At 47.7% G+C, this 22,055-nt stretch carries 18 protein-coding genes; 10 read left to right on the plus strand and 8 right to left on the minus strand.

Annotated elements, in window-relative coordinates:
• The first annotated feature begins 112 nt into the window (after positions 1–112).
• Entirely contained in the window at positions 113–724 is a 612-nt protein-coding gene (locus CMR00_05840) for a rhomboid family intramembrane serine protease (GenBank protein PIO48276.1), read from the plus strand.
• 1 nt (position 725) lies between these two features.
• Here the strand turns inward: CMR00_05840 and CMR00_05845 are convergent, their stop codons facing one another.
• Positions 726–2,873 carry a thioredoxin domain-containing protein gene (locus CMR00_05845; protein PIO48277.1) on the minus strand — a complete coding sequence of 716 codons (2,148 nt, stop codon included), beginning with the start codon at positions 2,871–2,873 and terminating at the stop codon, positions 726–728.
• A gap of 134 nt (positions 2,874–3,007) precedes the next feature.
• The gene (locus CMR00_05850; GenBank protein ID PIO48278.1) at positions 3,008–4,396 is read right to left on the minus strand and encodes a peptidase M16; all 1,389 of its coding nucleotides are present in this window, start codon (positions 4,394–4,396) and stop codon (positions 3,008–3,010) included.
• 60 nt (positions 4,397–4,456) lie between these two features.
• On the opposite strand from CMR00_05850, the gene CMR00_05855 reads away from it, so the two are divergent.
• The 8 genes from CMR00_05855 (at position 4,457) to CMR00_05890 (ending at position 11,968) form a co-directional block, all read left to right on the plus strand.
• Positions 4,457–5,050, plus strand: coding sequence for a hypothetical protein (locus tag CMR00_05855; GenBank protein PIO48279.1), 594 nt, complete (start codon positions 4,457–4,459; stop codon positions 5,048–5,050).
• A 33-nt stretch (positions 5,051–5,083) separates the two neighbouring features.
• Entirely contained in the window at positions 5,084–5,395 is a 312-nt protein-coding gene (locus CMR00_05860; protein PIO48280.1) for a hypothetical protein, read from the plus strand.
• A 17-nt stretch (positions 5,396–5,412) separates the two neighbouring features.
• Positions 5,413–6,108: a hypothetical protein gene (locus tag CMR00_05865; GenBank protein PIO48281.1), complete on the plus strand. Its 696-nt coding sequence runs from the start codon at positions 5,413–5,415 to the stop codon at positions 6,106–6,108.
• On the plus strand, positions 6,083–6,727 hold the full coding sequence (locus CMR00_05870; protein ID PIO48282.1) for a thioredoxin family protein: 645 nt from the start codon (positions 6,083–6,085) through the stop codon (positions 6,725–6,727). The genes CMR00_05865 and CMR00_05870 overlap by 26 nt, the downstream gene beginning before the upstream one ends.
• A gap of 129 nt (positions 6,728–6,856) precedes the next feature.
• On the plus strand, positions 6,857–8,689 hold the full coding sequence (locus CMR00_05875) for an antibiotic ABC transporter ATP-binding protein (GenBank protein ID PIO48283.1): 1,833 nt from the start codon (positions 6,857–6,859) through the stop codon (positions 8,687–8,689).
• A 122-nt stretch (positions 8,690–8,811) separates the two neighbouring features.
• Entirely contained in the window at positions 8,812–9,969 is a 1,158-nt protein-coding gene (locus CMR00_05880) for a DNA polymerase III subunit delta' (protein PIO48284.1), read from the plus strand.
• A gap of 70 nt (positions 9,970–10,039) precedes the next feature.
• Entirely contained in the window at positions 10,040–11,098 is a 1,059-nt protein-coding gene (locus CMR00_05885; protein ID PIO48285.1) for a peptidase M16, read from the plus strand.
• A gap of 117 nt (positions 11,099–11,215) precedes the next feature.
• Entirely contained in the window at positions 11,216–11,968 is a 753-nt protein-coding gene (locus CMR00_05890) for a hypothetical protein (GenBank protein ID PIO48286.1), read from the plus strand.
• Here CMR00_05890 and CMR00_05895 read toward each other — a convergent pair whose 3' ends face one another.
• The 6 genes from CMR00_05895 to CMR00_05920 all read right to left on the minus strand — a co-directional run bounded on the left by CMR00_05895 (position 11,969) and on the right by CMR00_05920 (position 20,133).
• Positions 11,969–13,177, minus strand: coding sequence for a hypothetical protein (locus CMR00_05895; GenBank protein ID PIO48287.1), 1,209 nt, complete (start codon positions 13,175–13,177; stop codon positions 11,969–11,971).
• Complete coding sequence (locus CMR00_05900; protein ID PIO48288.1) at positions 13,174–13,872, minus strand: SAM-dependent methyltransferase; 699 nt, start codon at positions 13,870–13,872, stop codon at positions 13,174–13,176. The genes CMR00_05895 and CMR00_05900 overlap by 4 nt, the downstream gene beginning before the upstream one ends.
• Positions 13,869–14,543 (minus strand): cell wall biosynthesis glycosyltransferase, encoded by a 675-nt coding sequence (locus CMR00_05905; protein ID PIO48289.1) that lies wholly within the window; start codon positions 14,541–14,543, stop codon positions 13,869–13,871. The genes CMR00_05900 and CMR00_05905 overlap by 4 nt, the downstream gene beginning before the upstream one ends.
• A 51-nt stretch (positions 14,544–14,594) precedes the next feature.
• Entirely contained in the window at positions 14,595–15,551 is a 957-nt protein-coding gene (locus CMR00_05910; protein ID PIO48290.1) for an NAD-dependent epimerase, read from the minus strand.
• 136 nt (positions 15,552–15,687) lie between these two features.
• On the minus strand, positions 15,688–17,160 hold the full coding sequence (locus CMR00_05915; GenBank protein ID PIO48291.1) for a hypothetical protein: 1,473 nt from the start codon (positions 17,158–17,160) through the stop codon (positions 15,688–15,690).
• Between the two features lie 48 nt (positions 17,161–17,208).
• The gene (locus CMR00_05920; protein ID PIO48292.1) at positions 17,209–20,133 is read right to left on the minus strand and encodes a hypothetical protein; all 2,925 of its coding nucleotides are present in this window, start codon (positions 20,131–20,133) and stop codon (positions 17,209–17,211) included.
• 212 nt (positions 20,134–20,345) lie between these two features.
• Between CMR00_05920 and CMR00_05925 the strand changes: the two genes are divergently transcribed.
• Complete coding sequence (locus CMR00_05925; GenBank protein ID PIO48293.1) at positions 20,346–22,040, plus strand: hypothetical protein; 1,695 nt, start codon at positions 20,346–20,348, stop codon at positions 22,038–22,040.
• Positions 22,041–22,055 lie beyond the last annotated feature (15 nt).

The following is a 22,055-nucleotide window of genomic DNA, read 5'->3' on the forward strand; positions in this document are numbered from 1 at the left end:
TAACGATATTGCAAGTGCTGTCTCCGTCAAGTTACGCTGCAGGAGATAAACAGTAAATAGAGAAGTTTATTGCGCAGCGTCATGCAATCAATAAAGTTAAATCCAAAGTCAAATGCAGGTTTTTCAAGCTGCACCAGCAGCCACGGCTATTTTTTTAGCAAACATTATCCTGAGCATGATTGCATTTTCTGGTGGCAAGCCGATCTATGAGCGCTTATGGCTACACCCTTATAGCCTCGTGCGAGAACGTCGTTACCACACCTTGCTTACCAGTGGCTTCATTCACGCTGATTTCGGACATCTAGCGTTTAACATGCTAACATTTTACTTCTTTGGATTCCCTCTTGCGCTGCTCGTAGGCGACCTTGATTTTCTCATCATCTATTTCGGTAGCCTTGTCATCTCAAGCCTTCCCACGGTGATAAAAGAAAAGGATAACGCAAACTACAAGAGCATTGGCGCTAGTGGTGCAATTTCAGGTGTTCTGTTTGGATACATTCTTTTTGCACCGCTAAGCAAGATTTACATTTTTCTTATCCCGATTGGCATTCCTGCTGCGCTTTTTGGCCTATTGTATTTAGGCTTCAGCTACTATGCGGCTAAGAAAGACATCGGCAATATTAATCATGAGGCGCACTTTTGGGGTGCGCTGGCTGGTGTCTTGCTCACAGTGCTGCTTGCACCGCAAGTTATCTCCATTTTCTACCAAGAACTCTTTGGCTAATTCATTGCACATTTGCTTTCTCATTTAGAAGTAAATTCTCTAAAACCTTTGGGTCGCTCGTAGGCAATTGGCATGCATAATCAATGCAGACAAATGCCGTTGGCTGCTCTGTTGAACTTTGCACGATATTTTTTAGAAATGGCATTTCTTTTGCCGTTTCATTGCTGGCGTGAATTAGCACTTTATTTGGCAAGTATTGCTTATCAATCACGCGGCGTAGTGCGGTCATCTCTGGCGCCTGCCGATCACCTGCAAGAATGATTTGTTTGGGCTTGCGTAAATAGAAACTAAGCGCAACAAGCATCTGCGGCATATAACTTGGCGCTTTGTTGAGCAGTTGGCTAAAAAATTGGAGTGTGCGCTCTGCAGATTGGCGGAAGTCACTGCGGTCGGTCATTTGTGCTAATCGAAGCAAGTTCAACGCTGCAATAGAGTTCGGCGAGGGTTCAGCACCATCATGTTCTTCTTTCATACGAATAATGACGCTTTTATCATTTTCACTTGCACTAAAAAAAGCGCCGTGTTCTCTGTCTTCAAACAGCGACATCATGGTTTGCGTTAGTGCAACCGCTGCAGTGAAATACTTTGGTTCAAATGAGGCTTCATAGAGGTCAAGCAAGCCTTGCACAAAGAAGGTATAATCATCGAGTTTGCCTTCAATACCGGCTTCGCCATCACGATAGCGGCGCAGCAGTGTGTGATGAGTTGGATTGTAAAGTGTATTCAGAATAAAATCCGCTGCGCGCTGTGCAGAGCGCAGATAGGATTCATCTCCCAATGTGGTGTAGCCTTTGGCGAAGGCTGAAATCATCAAGCCGTTCCAAGAAGTGAGCACTTTGTCGTCTAAGTGCGGGCGCGGGCGCTTTGCACGTACTTCAAACAGTTTAGCTTTAGCGCGCGCCACAAGAGCTGAAATTTCTTCAACAGTCTTATTAAACCGCTTTGCGACTTCTTGCAAAGAAAAGCGTTGAATGAGAATGTTTTTATTGATGAATTCATTGTGCGGGTCGTTCTGCGCATTGCCACCGGGTTTCACACCGTAGAGATAAGAGAATATCTCGCTCTCTTCTTCACCGAGAATGGCTCTAATTTCTGCATCTTCCCAGACATAAAATGCGCCTTCAGCTTTGTGGTCGCTGTCGTCTGTAGGCAAGCTGTCGGCGTCTTCAGCGGAGTAGAACCCACCCTGTGCATCGGTCATATCGCATTGTACATAGTTAAAGATATCGCGTGCGATGTCGGCATAGAAACGGTCATGAGTCAGCAGGTAAGCGTCAAGGTAGGCGCTAGCAAGTTGGGCATTGTCGTAGAGCATTTTTTCAAAGTGCGGGATATGCCAGTACCTGTCGGTGGAGTAGCGTGCAAACCCACCACCCCCTTTACCTGGCACACTGATATGGTCGTGCATGCCTCCTTCTGCCATTTTGCGCAGTGTAAACAGCGACATATCCAGTGCATACTTATCGCCTGTGTGGTAATAATGATTGAGCAAAAAATTCAGACACACAGGTCGTGGGAATTTTGGTGCGCCACCAAAGCCGCCCCATTCTTCGTCAAAGCTGTTAGCAAAACTTGCAGCTGCACTTCGAAACACTTCTTCTGTCAGCTCGACTTTTTCAGCTGCGGCAATTTGATGTACAAAGTTTGCTAGTTGATTTGTTGCGCGCTCGGAGACCGCAATAATGTTTTCGCGATCTTGTGCCCAACTTTCAGCGATTCTGAGCAGCAGTGTCTTGAAGCCCGGGCGTCCCCAGCGGTCGGTTGGTGGGAAGTACGTGCCGCCTAAGAAGGGTTTCAAATCTGGTGTGAGCCAGACGGACATAGGCCAGCCACCGCTGCCCGTTGTGGCTTGCACATAGGTCATATACACATGGTCTAAGTCTGGGCGCTCTTCACGGTCGACTTTGATGGAGACGAAATACTTGTTCAAGATTTCAGCAATTTCCTCACTTTCAAACGATTCGCGCTCCATCACATGGCACCAATGGCAAGTGGAGTAACCTATCGAGAGAAAAATCGGTTTATTTTCACGCTTTGCTTTGTCGAAGGCTTCTTCGCCCCATGCGTACCAATCCACGGGATTATATTGATGTTGCAACAGATAGGGGCTTTTTTCGCGAGCAAGTGCGTTGGTGCGTTTAGTCATCATTACGGAAGAAAAGTTAGGTTGATAAAACTTTGTTCTCAAAAAGCACCAGCGCCCTTAAAAGTTTTCATGCTACACTGCTGTTGTCGCGCTGCCCTTAAAGCTGTAGGCGATCAACATGCCGTGCACCTTTTGGATTAGGCACGCTTTTTCTTGGGCATATAAATCAGCGTAGAGTATTGCGATTCATCAAAGAGCGTTTCGGCAAGCGCTTGAATATCTTTTGCACGAACTGTGTCGATGTGCTCAATGATTTCGTCGGCGCGCATGTCCCGCCCGAAATAGTAAAGGTCTCGTGCCAGATGCGATGCACGCGACGACATGCTCTCTTGCGACATGATAATTGCGCCTTTGGCTTGCGCTTTTGCCAGTGCCAATTCTTTCTCAGGTACAGGCTTCTCGGCTAATCTCCTCATTTGCTCTTTCACCAAGCGCAGTGCCTGCGGCACTTTTTCTTTGTCTGTGCCCAGATAAACGGACAGCATGTTGGTCTCGTCGTAGTACGTGAAAGCGGAGTAGATGGTGTAGACAAGCCCATATTTTTCGCGCAGCTCTAAATTGAGGCGTGAGCTCATACCGACACCTAAAATCGAGTTGAGCAGCAGCGTGGTATAGAAGGTATCGTCGTTACGCACAAACGGGAAGCCGAGCACCACATGTGCTTGAGAGATAGGTTTAGCTTTCTCTATCGTAAATGGCGTGTAGGTACGCTGGTCGAAAGGTACACGCGGGGATTTTATTTTAGCAGTGCGACGCTTTGGCACATATTTTTCTGCAAGCCTCACCACCTCATCATGCCGTACATTGCCAGTGGCAACCAGCAGCATTTTGTCTGTCGTATAAGTTTGTCGCAAGTACGCCTCAATACTTTCGCGCGTGAGCGCACGCACACTTTTTTCTGTGCCTGCAATCGGTAAGCCTAAGGCATGGTGGCGATAAAAGAGTTCATCGAATTCGTCAAGAATCAGTTCATCAGGTGTATCTTCTACACTTTTGATTTCTTCAATCACGACCTCTTTTTCTTTTTCAACTTCTGACTCTGGGAAAGTGGGGTTGAAGACTAAATCAGTGAGCACATCAATAGCAACGCCAATATGTTCATCTAAGCAACGGGCATAAAAGCATGTTTGTTCTTTGGTTGTAAAGGCATTGAGATAGCCTCCAACGCGCTCGAGACTCTTTGAGATTTCAATATAATCGCGCTTTTTCGTGCCTTTGAAGACAAGATGCTCAATGAAATGCGAGATGCCATTTATGCCCGGTGATTCGTCGCGCGAACCTGTCTCTGTCCATAGTCCAACCGAGACACTACGTACGGTGCGCACTGTCTCTGTAACCACTGTTAGCCCATTTGGCAAAGTGGTTTTCTCAACGGATGACGCAAGCGACTTGATGCCAGATGTCAATGAGAGTTTGGCTTTGTGCATAGTGTTGTAAATTTGACTCAGCTGGTTGAAATGAACAGACTTGATTAAACTGGTTAGCGAATATAGCAAACCGAAATTGAGCACAAAGAATTCATGCAAGACTACGCTTACATAGAATTTTTAACTTTCTAAATTAACTTCTTGATACACCTTTTTACGATGCAAGACAATTATTTTGAGCTTTTTGGTCTGCCTGAAAAGCTGAATCTCGACATGCAAGATTTGCAAAAAAAATTTTATGCACTCTCACGCGCAGTTCATCCCGATTTTCACCAAACCGCACTTGACGCACAGAAATCGCTTAGTCTTGAGGCGTCATCAAAACTCAACCAAGCGTTTTTGACACTCAAGGACCGTGAGAAGCGCCTGAATTATGTTCTGACGAAGTACTTAGGTGAAATTAGCGAGGCAGAAAAAAAGCAAACTCCGCCTGATCTTTTCATGCGCTTGATGGACATTCGTGAGCGACTTGAAGCATTCAAGCATCAACCAAGTGATGCGCTCAAATCCCAGCTTGAGGCAGAATGCACAACACTACAAGCCGAACAGCAAGCGCTCGACCAACGCATTGACACACTTGCGCAAGAATTTGATCGTGCTGCATCATCAGAAGCCAAACGCACAGCCCTTACCGAAATGCGCAAACTGATGCTAAAAAAAATTATCTGCGCTCACTCATCACTACGATTCAAAACGAACTTCATCCTACACTATGAACCACACGGTGGACCATGCAAGCCCTGCAGCCCCTGATGTTTCCTTGCGCATTGACTCTGTAGACCGATTATGAACATTCTGGTTACTGGTGCTACTGGCTACATTGGCGTTGCACTTCTTCACGCCCTTTGCCGCTTTCCTCTGCGTGACAGCTCAATCTATGCACTTACACGCAAGACTTCACCCATCAGACGGCTAGCTTCCTTGCCTGTGCGCTTTGTTCAAGGTGATGTTACGCACCCGCCATCGCTCTGGAAAGCCACAAAAGAGATGGACGTGGTGTTTCACACTGCAGGCTTAGTCTCGTTTGAGCAGCGCCAGTATCGCCGTCTTTACGAGACAAATGTTGTCGGCACACGCAATGTGTCGATGCTTGCTTAAAAAATGGGGTCAAACGATTGATTCACACCAGTTCCACCGCTGCGGTTGGGTCAATTGGTGATGGCACGCTCAGCAATGAGGATACCATTTTTCAAAGCTGGCAGATGCGTATTGGCTACATGGCTTCGAAGTATTTAGCTGAACTTGAAGTCATGCGCGGTGTTGCTGAAGGTCTGGATGCCGTGATGGTCAATCCAGGCATTGTTGTCGGTAGGTCGCACAGCATAGAGAACTCTGCATCGCAACTTCTGCGCGATGTCTTTGCTGGGAAAGTGCCGTTCTATCCTATTGGCGGTGCAGGTTTCGTTGATATAGCCGATGTTGCTACGGCACACATTTTAGCATGGCAAAAAGGCAAGTGTGGTGAACGCTATATTGTGGTCTCAAAAAACTTGCGCTACCAAGAGCTTTTTGAAATTTTGGCAGGATATGGCGGACGTAGCCGCAGCGCCGTTGCACTTAGCCGCGGACTTGGACGACTTATTGCGTTGGGTGCAGAATTTTTCTCCAGCCTCGCTGGGCTTCGCAGTCCTATCACACTCGATAGCATCAGGCTTTCAGAGCGCACGCTCTTTTACGACAACACAAAATCTTGCCATGAACTGGGACTATCGTATCTACCATTTGAGCTGACGTTAGAGCGGCTCTTAAACTCGTATAACTTACTGTTTAAATTTCGTAGTGGTCATGAAAAGCCTGCTGCAGTCACTTAACACATCACAAATGATGCGACGTCAGTTTTCATCTGTACAATTGACCTTGCGCACGTGCGCACTTGCTTTGGTTTGCTGGACAAATCTCCTGTTTGCTCAGCCCACAGGCTTGCAGCCCGGCAACATTGCCCCTGACTTTCGTTTGACCAGTATTTCAGGGGAGAGTTATTCGCTCTACGCACAAAAAGGCAAAAAAGGATTTATCATCGTTTTTATATCAACACAATGCCCAGTGTCGAACGCTTACAACGCGCGCTTTATTAAACTGGCTGAGCTTGCTCGTCAGAGCCTGATGGAGTTCGTTGCTATCAATCCTAATGCTACCGAATCCTTTGATGAGGTTTGCATACATGCACGCGAAAGAGAATTTACTTTTCCAGTGCTCAAAGATGGCGAGAGTCGCGTCAGTGATATTTTTGGCGCAAAGGTAACGCCTGAGGCATTCTTGCTCGATGCAAACTTCAAGGTGATTTATCGTGGACGCATCGATGACAATCAGCGCGAAGAAAGGGTCGTGCAAAAAGACTTAGAGGAAGCGATTGCCGCCTATCTTGCAGGCGTACCTGTGCCGACATCAGTTACCACGGCGCGAGGCTGCAGTATCAAACGCGCACCATAGCACAAGCTGATGCAACGCGCAATAAGAAATTTTTTCCTACTTCCACTGTTCCTTTTCATAGCTTTTGCATTCAAACCATGTTGAAGTGGAGCAACCAAAATCCGACTCTAAACTGAGTAACCCGCCCGAATGAGTAACCAAGACAAGACCAAGAGAGGACTGCAGATTGATTCTGATGTGCCTTCTGGCAACATTCTTGACACGCTTTTACTGCGTCGGCTCTATCGGTATGTTAAGCCTTATCCGCTGCTGCTTGTCAGTGCTACGGCATTAACCATCGGCGCTGCCATGCTCTCGCCGCTGCGTCCTTACCTTACCAAACTTGCCGTCGATGCACATATTGCTGTTGGCGATTATGCAGGACTTTTTGCGGTTAGCTTGCTGTTCTTAGGTGTGCTTGCTGCAGAAGCACTGGCACAGTTTGGCAGTACATATCTAACACAGCTCTTGGGACAAAAAGCTGTGCTGCAGTTGCGCCTCGATATTTTCTCGCACCTTCAAAAACTTTCACTCTCGTTTTTCGACCGCAATCCGATTGGTCGCTTGATGACACGCGCAACCAACGATGTTGAAACACTTAACGAAATGCTCTCCAGCGGACTTGTCTCCTTGCTTGGCGATGTGTTTCAACTGACTTTTATCATCGTGATGATGTTCATTTTGGATTGGCAACTCACGCTTGTCTCATTTAGCGTCTTGCCGCTGATGTTTTGGGCAACTATGGTCTTCAAAAAATATGTGCGCTTAGCCTATCAAGATGTGCGCACCGAAGTGGCACGACTCAACGCATTTTTGCAAGAGCACATCACAGGCATGGCAACCGTCCAACTCTTTGGACGCGAACAAAAAGAATTTGAAAAACACGCCGATATCAATGCCGCACACCGCAACGCCAACATTCGCTCCGTGTGGTATTACTCCATTTTTTATCCTACCATTGAATTGCTTTCCGCTATTGCCTTAGGCTTGATTCTTTGGCACGCCAGTTATCGCCTTCTGGAGCATTCACTTACGCTTGGTGTCGTCATTTCTTTTGTGCAATACATTGCACTTTTTTTCCGCCCGCTGCAAGACCTTTCCGATAAGTTCAACATCATGCAGACCGCGGTTACCAGCGCAGAGCGCATTTTCAAATTGCTCGACCAAAATGTTGTCATCAAGGAGCCAGAAACGCCAGTTGTGCCGAAAGACCTTCGTGGTGAGATTCGCTTTGAGCACGTCTCGTTCGCATATGTCGACAACAACTGGGTCTTGCATGATATTTCGTTTGAAGCTAAAGCGGGTGAAAAAATTGCACTGGTAGGCGCAACGGGCAGCGGCAAATCGACCATCATTAACTTGCTCTCCAAGTTTTATGAGCCGCAAAAGGGCAGAATTCTGATTGACGGCATTGACATTCGTCGGATTCCTGAGCGGGCTTTGCGCCAGCACATTGGTGTGGTGCTGCAAGATGTATTTCTTTTTTCTGGCACTGTACGCGACAACATCACGCTGGGCAATCCGAAGATTACGGACGCCGAGATCGCACGCGCCGCATCACTTGTAGGGGCTGCCTCGTTCATTGAAAAATTGCCAAATGGCTATAACTATGCTGTACAAGAGCGTGGCAGTGCACTCTCCACAGGTCAGCGACAACTCATTTCATTTGTGCGCGCCATGGTCTACAATCCTAAAATCTTAGTGCTCGATGAAGCGACAAGTTCTGTTGATACCGAGACAGAACAGCTCATTGAAGTCGCTCTGGAAAAATTGATGCAAGGCAGAACCTCGATCATCATTGCGCATCGTCTCTCAACTGTTCAGAAAGCTGATAAAATCATCGTGCTGCATAAAGGTGTTATTCGCGAAATGGGCACGCATCAGGAATTGCTGCAAAAGCGTGGGCTCTATTACAAACTCTATGAACTGCAGTATGCCGAACGCCCCACACGCGCTACACAACGCATCGTTTTTGGGGATTGATTTCAGTGTAGACAAAGCTGCGTGATGCGTTGCCTCTTCAGAGATACGATACCGTTACGCTAACCGATGATAATTCAGAGCATTTTAGTGTAACTTCACACTAAATCAAATCCTACCTTCTGATGAGTTGGGCACAGATTATTGGACAAAAGCAGCAAATTGCCGTGCTGCGTCGTGCAGCGCAGACTGGTCGTTTGCCTAATGCGTACCTCTTTATTGGTCAGGATGGTGTAGGCAAGGATGCGATTGCATTGGAGTTTGCAAAAATGCTTAACTGTCTTGATCCTCAGGCGCTCCAACGCGCTGAAGCCTGCGACCAATGCGAAAGTTGTCAGCAATTTGCTAACCTTACACATCCGAATCTCGAGTATGTTTTCCCAATAGAAGGTGTGCTCGTCAAAGATATTTCAGAGACCAGCAAAGAGCGTGAGAGACAAGAAAGTGCCCTGGCAGAGTACAAACAACTCTTTATGGAGAAAAGCCGCAATCCTTACTTCAAGATGCAGATGGAAAAATCTATGGGCATCTTAGCTGAGCAAATTGAAGAGTTGATTCGTAAATCGCACTATAAGCCACGCAACGACAAAATGCGCGTCTATCTGATCTCGCAAGCCGAACGCATGAATACGACAGCAGCCAACAAACTACTTAAAGTCTTAGAAGAGCCTCCGCCCTTTGTACTCTTTATTCTCACCACGTCGCGCTTTGAGCAACTTTTGCCGACCATTGTCTCACGCTGTCAGCCTGTGCGTTTTCCTGCACTTTCTGCCACTGACATGGCAGAGCGACTGCGTTCATCAGGTGCATCACCTGCGCAACTGGCTTTTGCATCAAGTTTTGCGCGTGGAAATTTTTACAAAGCACAGAATTTGCTTACAGAACCTACCGAACAGCAATTGCGTAATACAGCGCTTGACTGGTTGCGTGCGATACTTGGCTCGGGTAGGGAACTTGATATGATTCGACAAATTGAGGCTTTAGCCAAGAAAGATGCATCAAGAGATGAACAAGTCCGGGTGCTTTCAGATTTGCTTTTGATTTTTCAAGATGCACAACGCTACCGCATGGTTGGTGCCGAGACAGAGTTTATCAACAGCGATATTGCAGAGACTATTGCAAAGTTTTCGCGGGCGTTTCCAAACGCAGATTTTGATGCTGCAGCAGCGGCTGTTGAGGATGCTCTCTATCAGCTTGCTCGCAACGCCAATGTACTGCTTGTTTTCACGGCACTCTCGATTCGCCTAAAAGCCTTGCTTAACGGACTTTCTGAGCCTGTATAAGCCATCGCAATCTGTTAGCAAAGACATCATAAGTGCAAAAAAATTTTAATAACACCAACTCGCCTTGACGATGCGCCCTGTTGAGTTTTCGGAATTTACTTTGCCAAACGGCTTACACTGCATTGTGCATGAGAATCATACCACGCCTATTGTCGCTGTTGATTTGTGGTATCATGTTGGCTCAAAAAATGAGCGGCCAGACCGCACTGGATTTGCACATCTTTTCGAGCATCTGATGTTCCAAGGCTCACGCCATGTTGGCAAGACCGAGCATTTTGCTTACATCCAACGTGCTGGCGGCACACTTAACGGTACCACCAACGAAGACCGTACGAATTACTTTGAGATTCTGCCCTCTAATCAACTCGAGCTTGCACTGTGGTTAGAATCTGACAGGATGATGAGCCTTGACCTGAGTGCAGAGAATTTCGAAAACCAGCGACAAGTGGTCAAAGAAGAACGGCGCATGCGCTACGACAATGCGCCCTATGGCACGGTCTATGAACAGCTGCATGAGCGCGCATACTTTCAGCATCCTTATCGCTGGACGACCATTGGCTCTATGGCACACTTAGATGCTGCCACACTTGAAGAGGCAAAAGAGTTTTTCAACACATACTACGTGCCCAACAATGCGACGCTTGTCTTAGCTGGTGATGTTACTGCAGATGAAGCTGAGGCACTGGTCACACGCTACTTCGGCGATATTCCACGTGGCAAAGATATTGTCCGTCCATCCGATTTTGACTTACCCTTGACGCAAGAAGTGCGCGATACGATTTACGACAATGTACAACTTGCGGGGCTTTTCATTGCCTATCGCATCTGCGATGTAAAAAATCCTGATGCTGATGTGCTTGGCGTAATTAGTCGCGTGCTTGCCGATGGGCGCAGCTCACGGCTCTATCGCAACTTGGTTCACACCAAACAGCTGGCGCAATCCGTGAGTGCCCTTGCTGCGCCCGGAGAGCATCCTGGTCTTTTTTCATCAATGCGATTGCCGCACAAGGAACTTCGCTTTCAGAGTTGGAGCGCGAAATTGATGCTGAACTCCAGCGCCTTGTCAATGGCGAGCTTTCAGAAGAGGAATTGCAGAAAGCCAAGAATGGCTACGAAATGGGTTTGTTAAAGAGTTTTTCTGCAGTGCGAAGCATTGCCGATAACCTTGCTTACTTTCACACTTTTTTTGGTAGCGCCGCTGAAATCAACCGTGAGTTTGAACGAGCTACATGCATCACACTGCAGGATGTGCAGCGCGTCGCAAAGCGTTATTTCTCCAATGTCGGACGCGTTGTGCTGCATTGGCTTCCTAAACACAACCAGTAACCCTTTAGTCAATCTTGCTGCACAAATGTGGTCTATTGTCAAGAAGCATACACTTACACTTTTCGTGTTTGCCCTGCTGCTTTTTTCGAATTTCTATACTCTGAACTATGAAAGCAAGGTTGGTCTTGAAGCCATTGAGATCGTGCAAGTGATGTTACCCAGCGTGTATCATGTCTCAAGTATGAGCACGGATGTCTCTGACTACCAGATTCATGAATTGCGGCATTTGCTTGCCCGCGACTCAGCCGATATGGCACGGCAAGAAGCCTTTCTCAAAGCGGAGGAAGAAAGCTATGCTGCACACGAACGTGCCTACTTAGAACTTATGCTTTCCGACCGAGAGCGGATTCTTTTTGAGCAAACCAAAGTCATTCACGATCGCTATCTCTCTATTAGCCGAGAGATGATTCAACAGTCACGTTTGGGTCGCAAAGACGAAGCCTACCACATTTTCCGCACTCGTCTCTTACCGCTTGATGACACACTTACTGCACGCTTTGATACACTCGTCAATTTTGCCCTGCGCAGTGCTTCTCAAACCGCAGAACAGGCAGCACGCACTGCTGAATCATCTCGCTTGATATCCATCATCATCATTGTCAGTTGTGCAGTGGCTGCGCTTTCATGGATTGTAGGACTTGAGTATTTCGAGCGAGCGCGTGGTAAGATATAGTTATTGAAGAGATGCTACAGCTTTCTCTGCTCTTTGACGCAGTGCATCATCAAGACTTACTGCGCTATAAAGCACTGCAAACGCAATGAAGCCCAACAGATAAGAAAAGCGCGGCATCACCAAGAGACCAAAAAGGGCATTAAACCCCAAGGCTAACACAAACGCCAATTCAATTTGCCAGGGTTTGGGATAGCGAATCGCTGCAAATAGCCCTACATTTGCAAATAAGCAAAAGTAGATGAGAATGAGACCAAACTTAGCCAATAGTGTCAGTACCACAAATGTCGGGTCTTCCTTTATCAGGTCAATCACAGCCAACTTCAACACAGTTTCATACTCTGGCGAACAAAACTCTGCATGAGGCGCTACTTGACGCACCATCTTTTCTGCGATTTCATCTTTGTAAGCTAGTCCATAATCGTTGCTCAAGAAACCAAGACCGCAATAGATGGAATGCCAAAAAGGGTGCTGACGAGCTAAGGAGCGATAACCTACCTGCGCACTGAGAAAGGCATCGCGCGCGTCAAAGACAGTTTTCATATAGAACTGTGGCACGAGAAACCCGAACAACAGCGATGCTATAAGTATCATGCGCTTTAGCCAAGACACTTGCATGGCAAACAGTAACAGCGTTATTATAAACAATATCAATCCTGTAGCAGCATGCGAGCGAATCACATGTGCCCAGCCGAATATGATGCCTGCACCAAACAGTACGGCAAGACTTGCACGGCAGCGACGGTCATCCGTCATGTTAGTGAAAAACCGTAGTGCAAAGGGCACGGCAGCAATTGCCAGACATGCGGATAACGCATAGACATCTCCTACCATCACTGTAAGCACAGTCACAATCAACAGATGACTCAGGTAAAACACCTTGACCATTGGTGATGTCAGCAGTCGCATCATTCCGTAAATGCCGAGTGCATACGAAAGCAAGAGAATGCTGAAGAACCACAGTGTCCATGCTTCACCAAGCGAAAGGTGCAAAAGATTGGCAAGCTTTGGTAGAAGGTAAGGTAATCCTGCATCATCAGTTGCACCTAAGGCACGATACGATATACCTGAGTCGGTTGGCTGCATACCAACTAGAGGCGGCGCAGATGGAAGAGCATTTTGCGCATATTTTGCAGCTTGTAAATCCCATTGACGTGCTGGCATGAGGCGCGGGAAAAATGTATCGAGGGAGTCAATAGCAAGTTCAGTCATTTTACTGCACGAACGTAGTATTGACCGCCTAATGGTAACCAACCAAGGTAGTCTTCGGTTGGGCGCAAAACTTTTAGAAATGCAGGATAAAACAGTGCGTATCGGGTCTCAAGCAAATTTAACCCTGCGGCTCTTGTGCGTTTCGCCAGCTCCCCTGGTGTCAGCAAAATTGCATCCTTGTCAAATGGACAGGTATTGACCATGTGGCGTGTAACAGGGTTGTAAGGATTATGCTCAAAGATAAAAAGCTCGCTGCCCGGATTCATCATCGCGTAGATTTGCTCAAACGCACTTGCGCGCTCTGCGGGTGCAATGTGGTGAAAGACGCAGGCGACAAAGACCAGGTCGTAGTGCTTCTTTGGCATCTCTTTCTGCAACAGGTAAAGCTCAACATCAGGCGCACGTTCTGCAGCAACTTTCAAACTCTCTGATGAGATATCGCAGCCTTCAATGATTGCGTCAGGGAAGTAGGTTTGAAGAAAGGTTAAATTTCTGCCAGTGCCACAACCGAATTCAAGAATACGCTTTGGCAAAGGCGATGCAGTTTTTTGAAGTCGCTCTTTGACAAGACGCACTTTGTATTCTGCAAAGTAAGCACTTTCTTCACCAAAGCCTTTTAGTTGATTTGCCATAATTTTGTCATAGTCCCTAGCAAAGGCATCGAAGTCTATTTTCTCTTCAGCTTCTTGTCTCATCTTCCTTTATGTTTTGAGGCAGCAATTTGCTTGCCGTACTTTTTGTAAAACCTGTAAATCTCTCGAATTGTGCGGAAAATTACGCTGGGTTTTGCACCTGTAGAGACACCTGCAAGACGCGGCAAGTGTTTAACACCAATTTCTGTTACCGTGTAGCCCAAGAGTCTGGCTTTAAGCATAATTTCAGCATCAATAAATGCATCTTTGGACTCGATTTCAATCTTCTTAAAGAGCTCGGTTTTGAAGAGTTTGAATGCACAATCTACATCCATATAGTCTACATCAAACAAGCGCCGTAGAATGTAGTTATAGACAAACGATGTAAAGCGCCGCCATTGTGAATACTGCTTGCTGATGCGATACCCGATAATAATGTCGCTATATGGAATAAGTGCAACAAACTTCCGCAGTTCTTCCAAGTCAAATTGGTTGTCGCCATCGGAGTAGAAGACGTAGTCGAACTTTGCCGCATAGAATCCATCTCGCAGTGTTGCGCCATAGCCCATATTTTTTTCGTGATGAATAACTCTCACGCGCGCGTATTTACGTGCCAGTTCATCTGCCACTTCGCCTGTGCGGTCAGGGCTACCATCTTCAATGATAATCACTTCATAATCTTTGAGCCTTAAAGACTCCAGCACGGACACGGCTTTATCGACCACCTTGCCAATGTTATCTTCGTCGTAGTAAGCTGGGAAAAAACAGAGAGCGTAATCTGCGAGTTATCCGACATTCTCGGCGTAGCGTTGGGCGTTGAGGTAATCGTAAAATTTTTTGATACCCACGTGCAGCGGTGTCTCAGGCTGCCAGCCCAGATGTATGCGTGCTCGTGAAATGTCCAAGACATTGATAGGCACATCGACTTTGCGCGGCGGCAGATATTTGACTTTTAGCGCTCGACCGTGAATTGTCGAGATAAGCTCAAGCAAGTCGTTTAGTGAATGCCCTTCCCCTGAGCCGATATTAAAAACTTTCTTTTGCGCGGAAGTTTCAAGTGCGCGTACAAATGCATCTGCAACATCGCCGACATAGACATAATCCCGTACTACATTTCCATCGCCCCAGATTTCAATGGGTTCATTATCCAATGCTTTTCTCAAAAACACTGCAATCGCCCCCTGAACATGCTGCGTGTTTTGCCGCTCACCGTATGGATTAGCAAGACGCAGCACCGTGTAGTCTAATCCATAGAGTGTGTAGTACATGAAAAGGTAGTCTTCAATTGCTTTCTTTGTGATGCCATACGAACATATAGGCTGCGTCGGATGCTGCTCGTCTATAGGCGTGTATTGCGGCGAACCATACACGGTTCCACCTGAAGAGACAAATACAATTTTCTTTACTTTTCGCGCCACACACAGTTTGAGCAACCGCAGCGTACTAATCAGATTCATTTCTACATCGTAAATCGGGTTGTCGTTTGAAGTTGCCGGAAGTGTAGCACCGATGAGATGAAAGACATACTCCGCACCATCGAGCGCATGCTCCAAATCCCTTTCATTGTGAAAATCACCTTCTACTAAACTAATGTGCTCGAGTAGATGTAAGAGATTGGTTCGTCTGGAATTGCGCTTTCCGAAGACGCTTACTTTGTAACCATGTCTGACGAGTGCTGTGGTTACATGTGATCCAACAAATCCTCCGCCGCCTAACACGACGCAGTGCCCTAATTGCGGCATATATCGCTTAATGGTTTTGATGCTTTCATGCTTGCTTGAAGCGCCAAAAATACCGTATCGGCATTTCTCATCAAAAACTATTTGAAAGAAAAAGTCCCGCCGAAGCGGGACTGCATTGCTCTGTTCTACGAGCCGTTTATGGAATTGGAAAAGGCGAGACTTTATTGTCAGCCAAGATGAAGTTCATATCGTGCCGCACGGTTACAAGGTTTGCTGCTGCGTTAATCGTGAAAGCGTCCAGCTCTGTGCCCGGCGGAATGTAATCTGGGACAACGACTTTTGTGCCTGGGCTATTAGGCGGCATATTTGGATTACCTTCAATTTGCCGCTGCATCACAGGCAAGCGAATACCTAAATCGCTCATACGACGCCCTTCCAAAAAGAAAATTTCTTGACGCAGCAAATACAGCATACGCAAATGTGCGCGTACATCGTTTGGTGGCAACGCATCAATATCTGAGTTGCGAATGCTGGTGCGCGAGATGTTGTAGATCGGAACAGGGCTACCGCTGCGGCGCAGAATGAGCCCTGCCCGGGCTGTCGTGTCACCGCGGGCAGGATTATCCGTTGCACGCACACGAAATGCAGAATTGTTCGGTCGTCCACGGCGTCGGCGGTCCGGATCATTGATAAGTGTATCGCCCGTTACACGGTTGCGCACAGGTGGGCGACTCAGCGCAAGTGCAATTGCCGCGCGCATCTGCGCACGTGCTTCAGCAAGGTCATTGTCTGAAATGGCAATTTCTGCCAAGATCAGTGGCGCTTCTTCAGGCTTCAAGGCTTGCAGCGGGGTATCGCGGTAGGGATACTTCGGATCAAGAAAATCCAGACGAGGCAAAGGCTGCAAGTCTTCGGAAGTACGCAGAAAAGCGTAGACCTGCACATCATTATCCAAGATCCCTTCTGTGAAGGAGACCGAGAGAATTGAACTGCTGGCTGTGATCAAGTCTACGGCTTGTGCATTGGCACGCGCTTGAGCTTTATCACCTTTTAGACGAAAGGCTCGCGCCAGTGCGATGCGCATTTGCTGCTCCCGTGCCGGATCGAGTGTGCGTACAGCATTGAACTCTGCGATTGCAGAATCCAAAGCGACCGCCGCGGGCACAGGCTGCCCCAACTCCGTCAGCGGAAAATGCGTGAAATTTTCAGCGAGCATCAACAGCGCCATGCCTTTGTAAGTGCGAATCTCAGCAATTTGTCCTAGTGTGGCATCAGGGTCGTTGGGCACAAGTTGTGTTAAGCCGAAATCCGCCAGCGCCTTGAGCCGCTGCAAATTGAAATAGCAGCCTGTCGAGGCTGTTGTGTTAATTGTTAAATCCAGCGGCGTAATGGCACGTGGATCATCAATGAGCGGCGAGAGCGTCACGAATACATGGTCAATGTTATCCGAGACGATATCCGTTGTGATAATTGTTGCCCCCAGAGCAAATGCAAACTGACGGCGCAGACCGTTGATGAGGGTTGTCGTTGCCCCCTTCGGGTTTGCTAAGAGTGATTCTTCTGTAACGGACGGATTCTCTACGCCTGTTGGGTCTAAGTAGCAACTGCTGATTGCAACGCTCAGCATCAGCAGCAGTGCTAGGCATTTTGAACGAGAGAGTTTTTTCATCTTTGAGGTCCTTAAAACTTTTAGTTGTGGTTAATTGTGCCTCAGACTTTACGGTGTAATTTCAATGCCGAAGCGATACTGAATTGGCGGTGAGACTGCTAGGTTCGCTACACCGCCCAAATCTACCTGACGCCCAGAGCGTACGGTTCCAAGTTCGGGGTCTGCACCTGTTGTGCGCGTGCCAAATACAAATGGATTGCGCACATTGAAACTTAGCACCACGCTGCTCACGATGTTGTTCAAGATTGTTTGCGGTACGCGGTAGCGTGCGGAAATCTCACGGATTTTGATCCAGTCTGCTGGTTGTACCAGCAAGATGCTGGCGTTGTCTGTAACATAGTTATCATTCGGCAGTTTGCCATTTTCATAATTGCGTCGTGAGATCTCAGCTTGCTGCTGTGGGGTGGCGTTGTCTGGAATAGGTTCGCCAATCAGGTCGTTATAGCCTTGATAGAAGCGTGTGTCTAAGGCTTGATTGAGTGTGTAGTGTCCAGCTGCAAACTCACCAAACACAGAGAAGGTGAAGTCTTTGAACAGTGTAAGATCGAGACCGAATGAGCCAATGACGGTGGGTGTCGGTGAGCCATAGAGTTCGGTCGTAAAATCTCCCGTGAATTGTCCATCTTCATCTGGCTTAGGCACGGTAACTTGGTAGGCGCCCAGCGGTCTTCCTTCTTCAGCGCGCATCGGCAAGAAGGCAAACCCGCCGATTGTGAATGGTGCAGCGCCGCCGAGACTCACAAGTAAGTTATCGACTGTTGAGACGGCACCACGCAGCGCCACATCCAGCGTAGGCGATTGATAGACGACAGCACGCACAGAGAGTTCAATGCCACGGTTACGAATCTGCCCAATGTTTCGGAGTTGTGTGATGCGTCCCCCTGCTGGATCTTGCGGAAAGTCAAACAGGGCAGCATCGGTTGTTTGCGTGTAGTAGCTAAACTCCACAGCCACACGGTCGTTCAGCAGCCCTGCATCGAAGCCCAAGTCGAAACTGGTCGTGATTTCAGGACCGAGTGAGCGATTGCCTGGATTACCAAAGTTAATGCCTGCTGTGGTTGCGGTATTGCGTGCCACGATAAATGTACGGTCGCGTGCAAAAGGCGTGGGGAAGAAACCCGTTCTGCCGTACGCTGCACGCAGTTTCAGACTCGAGAGCACATCTTTGATGCCTGCTGGGAAAAAGGCTTCATCGCCAATGTTGTAGGCAATGCCAACTGTAGGATAAATCTGCGTGCCAACTTCTGCCCCGAAAGCGGTATTGACATCAACCCGTGCGGCAAGGTTGATAAAAAGATTGTCTGCAATGCCGATTTGATCTTGTAGATAAATCCCACCATTGAAGAGCGCTTGATTGCTCTCACGTGAGTTAATGATAGCCGAGTTATCAAAGTCTTCCGTGCCTGCCGCAAGATTTTGTCCGTCTGCATCAAACTCTCGATCCTCGACCCTGAAGCCACGAGCGCCAAACGAGAGCGTCTGCGAGACGATACCGATATCTGGCAATTTGTATGACCCTGCATACTCTATCGTGAGTGTCAGGTAGTCACGCTCTGAGCGCGAAAGTGAACTTGGCGGTGAAATCAGTCCAGAGGCAATAGCGGCTACAGGGTAGAGATTGCGCTGCTCATTTTTGCGATAGTCTACGCCAAAGCGGAAAGTATTAGTCCACTCCTTTACAGGCACAACACTAAAAGCAATACCGCTCGTGAAGCGATTGACTGTCTCACGCAGATTCGGCAGCAACAGAAATTGCAAAATGCTATCACGGTTTTGTGTAAAGCCGGGACCAGCCACATAATTGCCTGGCGCAAAGAACGATCCGGCTTCCATTGCAGAGAGTGGAGAGGCATCATACGAGTTGTTCAGCAGTGCACGACCAAACTGGTTTCGCGTGTAAGCTGCCGTGAACTCGAGCTCACTTTTTGGCGAAAGAATTGCGCGAAAGCCCCCTGTGAAATTGTAAAGCGTGTTGAAGAGTTCATCACCCTTGAAAACCCCAGGCGTGTTCTGCACACTGCCTGAGGCATTGTAGGTCAAGGCTTCGCTGCCCCCTGTAACATTGATAACCTGACGGTTGAAAAATGCAGGACGGTAAAGCGTTGTGCGTGTTCCTTCTTCAAACGTGAAGCGTGTCTCAGGCACATCGACGCCGTTAATGGTTGTAAAGCGAAAACGCGCTTCACCAGGCTTACCTTTCTTGGTAAAAATTTGAATCACACCATTAGCGGCTTCGGAACCATAGAGCGTGGATGCCGCTCCGCCTTTGATGACCTCCACACGCTCAATGTCTCCGATGACCAAATCCGCTAAGGCTGAAGAGACTGCACCGCCAGTGCCATCAGCAAGACGGAAATTGTCGCCATTATCGACGCGAATACCATCGACATAAATCACAGGGGTCGTGTTTGAAAGCGCACTCTTTATGCCGCGTGTTTGAATACGCGCGCCTGTACCCGGTAATCCCTGAGCATTGAACGATGATAGACCCGGCACTTGTCCTTGCAAGAGCTGATCAAGCGATTGAGCTGCTGTCCGCTCAATGTCTTTTGTAGAAATTGTCACTACATCTGTTGGGAGCTGGCGTTTGGAGGTTACAGTGCCCTGCCCTGTCACGACAAGTTCATCAGCTTGCACGCTGCTTTGCGCGAGGCTAAACTCCACACTTACCGTCGCGCCTGCTGCTACAGTTACCTGTTTGGTTTGAGGCTTATAGCCCACATAGCGCGCCGTAATGTTGTAAGTCCCTACTGGCACTTTGCGAATGATAAATTCGCCGTTAAGGTTTGTCGTGGCACCTAACTTCAGGTCAGGGAGAAGCACACTGGCTCCAATGATGGGCGAACTATCCGAGGCATCGGTCACAATGCCGCGAATTTCACCTGTCTCCTGTGCAAAGAGATAGGGCGTAGCTGAAAGAATAATACAAGCCGTGCATAGCAGTTGCACGACCCTTCGTTGGTAGATTGTCATCCTTCCACTCCTATCCAGGTTGTTTTGTTGTGTGATAGATATGAGTTTGTGCTTTTCTGCGGCGAAATTTATGCAAAAGCTACATCTTTTTTAGGCAGCTTGGAATGTAGTGCTTAGCTTACGAGAAGTATCTGCCTCTGGCACATGAAAGCCTCACATTTTTCTTGAGCAGCATGCGGCGCTATATTGCTCTTCAACTCAAGTGATAAGAGATGCCAACGGTGCACGCACAACAGAGCATGCTACGCTTTTGGCGACACGTCGCATTCATCTTGTTTGTGCTGCCGCTTTGCTTGCTCCTGCTGCTTGTACTTGCTGTTACGCTCTATTCTAGATTCTATCTCAAAGAGTTTATTGCTGACCGCCTGACCCGTACTGTGATTGCCGCTAGCGATAGCCTTTACACGCTTCAAGCTAGCCGTTTTACCTTCGATATAGATGGGGATACCATTCAAGCGCAAGATGTCTCTCTCGTGCCGATTCGAAGTGAAAAAAATCCGAATGTAGCATATCACGACATCTATGTCGAATCCATTACAATTCTTCGTCCGCACTGGCGCGAAATTCTCACACAGCGATTGTTTAGAGTTGAGCAGATTGTGATTACAGCGCCATATTTTGTCTATCGTAGCTATGAAAGTCATGAGCAACGCGATAGTATCACTGCCGTTCTTGCTCAAGATTTGCCAGAACCAACGCTACTCGATAGGGCAATTGATGCACTCTTACCACGTTTTCAAATCGACCGTATTGAAATCACTGATGCAGAAATTGGCTATGAAGGCGTTGCTCTCGAAGAGCAAAATACGCTCACGCTCTCAATGCATGCCGATACCATTCGGCTGAACCTCAAAGCACCATCGTTCAATGAAGCGGTGAGCATTGAAGACATTCGGCTCCTTATCACGCCATACCGCAACCCCATTCCCAACTCACTCTATGATGTGCGCTTTGCGCAAATGCGCCTTTCCACCCGAGATTCCAGTCTTGTCATTGATTCGCTTTGGCTTGCGCCGCGCGTCTCTGACACAGAATTTTTCAAACGCTCCAAGACACGCACTGACCGCTTTAAGCTCTTTTTGCCACACTTAGCATGTCATGGCATTGACTATCGCAGTCTGATTTTTGGTACAGGTGCACTGGCGCGTCATCTGCATATCGAAGGACTCTCTCTTGACGTCTTAACGGATAAACGCTATCCTTTGCCCAAACACTCCTTTACTCCGAAAATGCCAAATGAGGCTTTTCGCAGCCTCCCGCTTCCGATTCGCATTGACACACTTACTGTACAGAATGGGCGCGTCAGCTATCGTGTGCAAAATCCTGCTGATAAGCCTTGCGCCTTGTCCTTCGAACGCATTGCGGCAACAGCCACAAACCTCACCAATGATTCTCTTAAAATGACACCGCGCACGCCCGCCATACTTGATGCCAGCGCATGGCTCTTAGGTACTGGTGCGATTTATGCTCATCTTGAAATGCCACTCTTATCTGAGACCTTTGACATGCGCTTGCATGGACGGCTAGGCAAGTTCGATGTCACTGCACTCAATGCCTTTGCTGCCTCGGAAGCCCGCGTCTCGTTTTCAAGCGGGACTGTCGAAAAGGTTTGGTTTAATCTTAGCGTTAAGAATGGTTATGCGTCTGGTACTGTGCACGCACTTTACCGCAATCTTGCTCTAAACATTTTGCCACAAAACCGCCGTGAGAAAGCTGGCTTTATGGAAGGCGTCTTAAGTTTTATTGCCAATACCTTCGTGATTTACCGCGACAACACCAATCAGAAAGATACCCCAGCTCGCACAGGCAAAATTTCCTTAAAACGAAAGCCAAAACAGCCATTCTTTGATTTTCTCTGGCAATCGCTCTGGCAAGGCTTGCAACATATTATGAAAGCCGTGAAGTGATACGCCGCTCAAGTA

Origin of the sequence: [Chlorobium] sp. 445 (assembly GCA_002763895.1) — a bacterium.
In the GTDB taxonomy this organism is placed as follows: Bacteria; Bacteroidota; Chlorobiia; order Chlorobiales; family Thermochlorobacteraceae; genus Thermochlorobacter.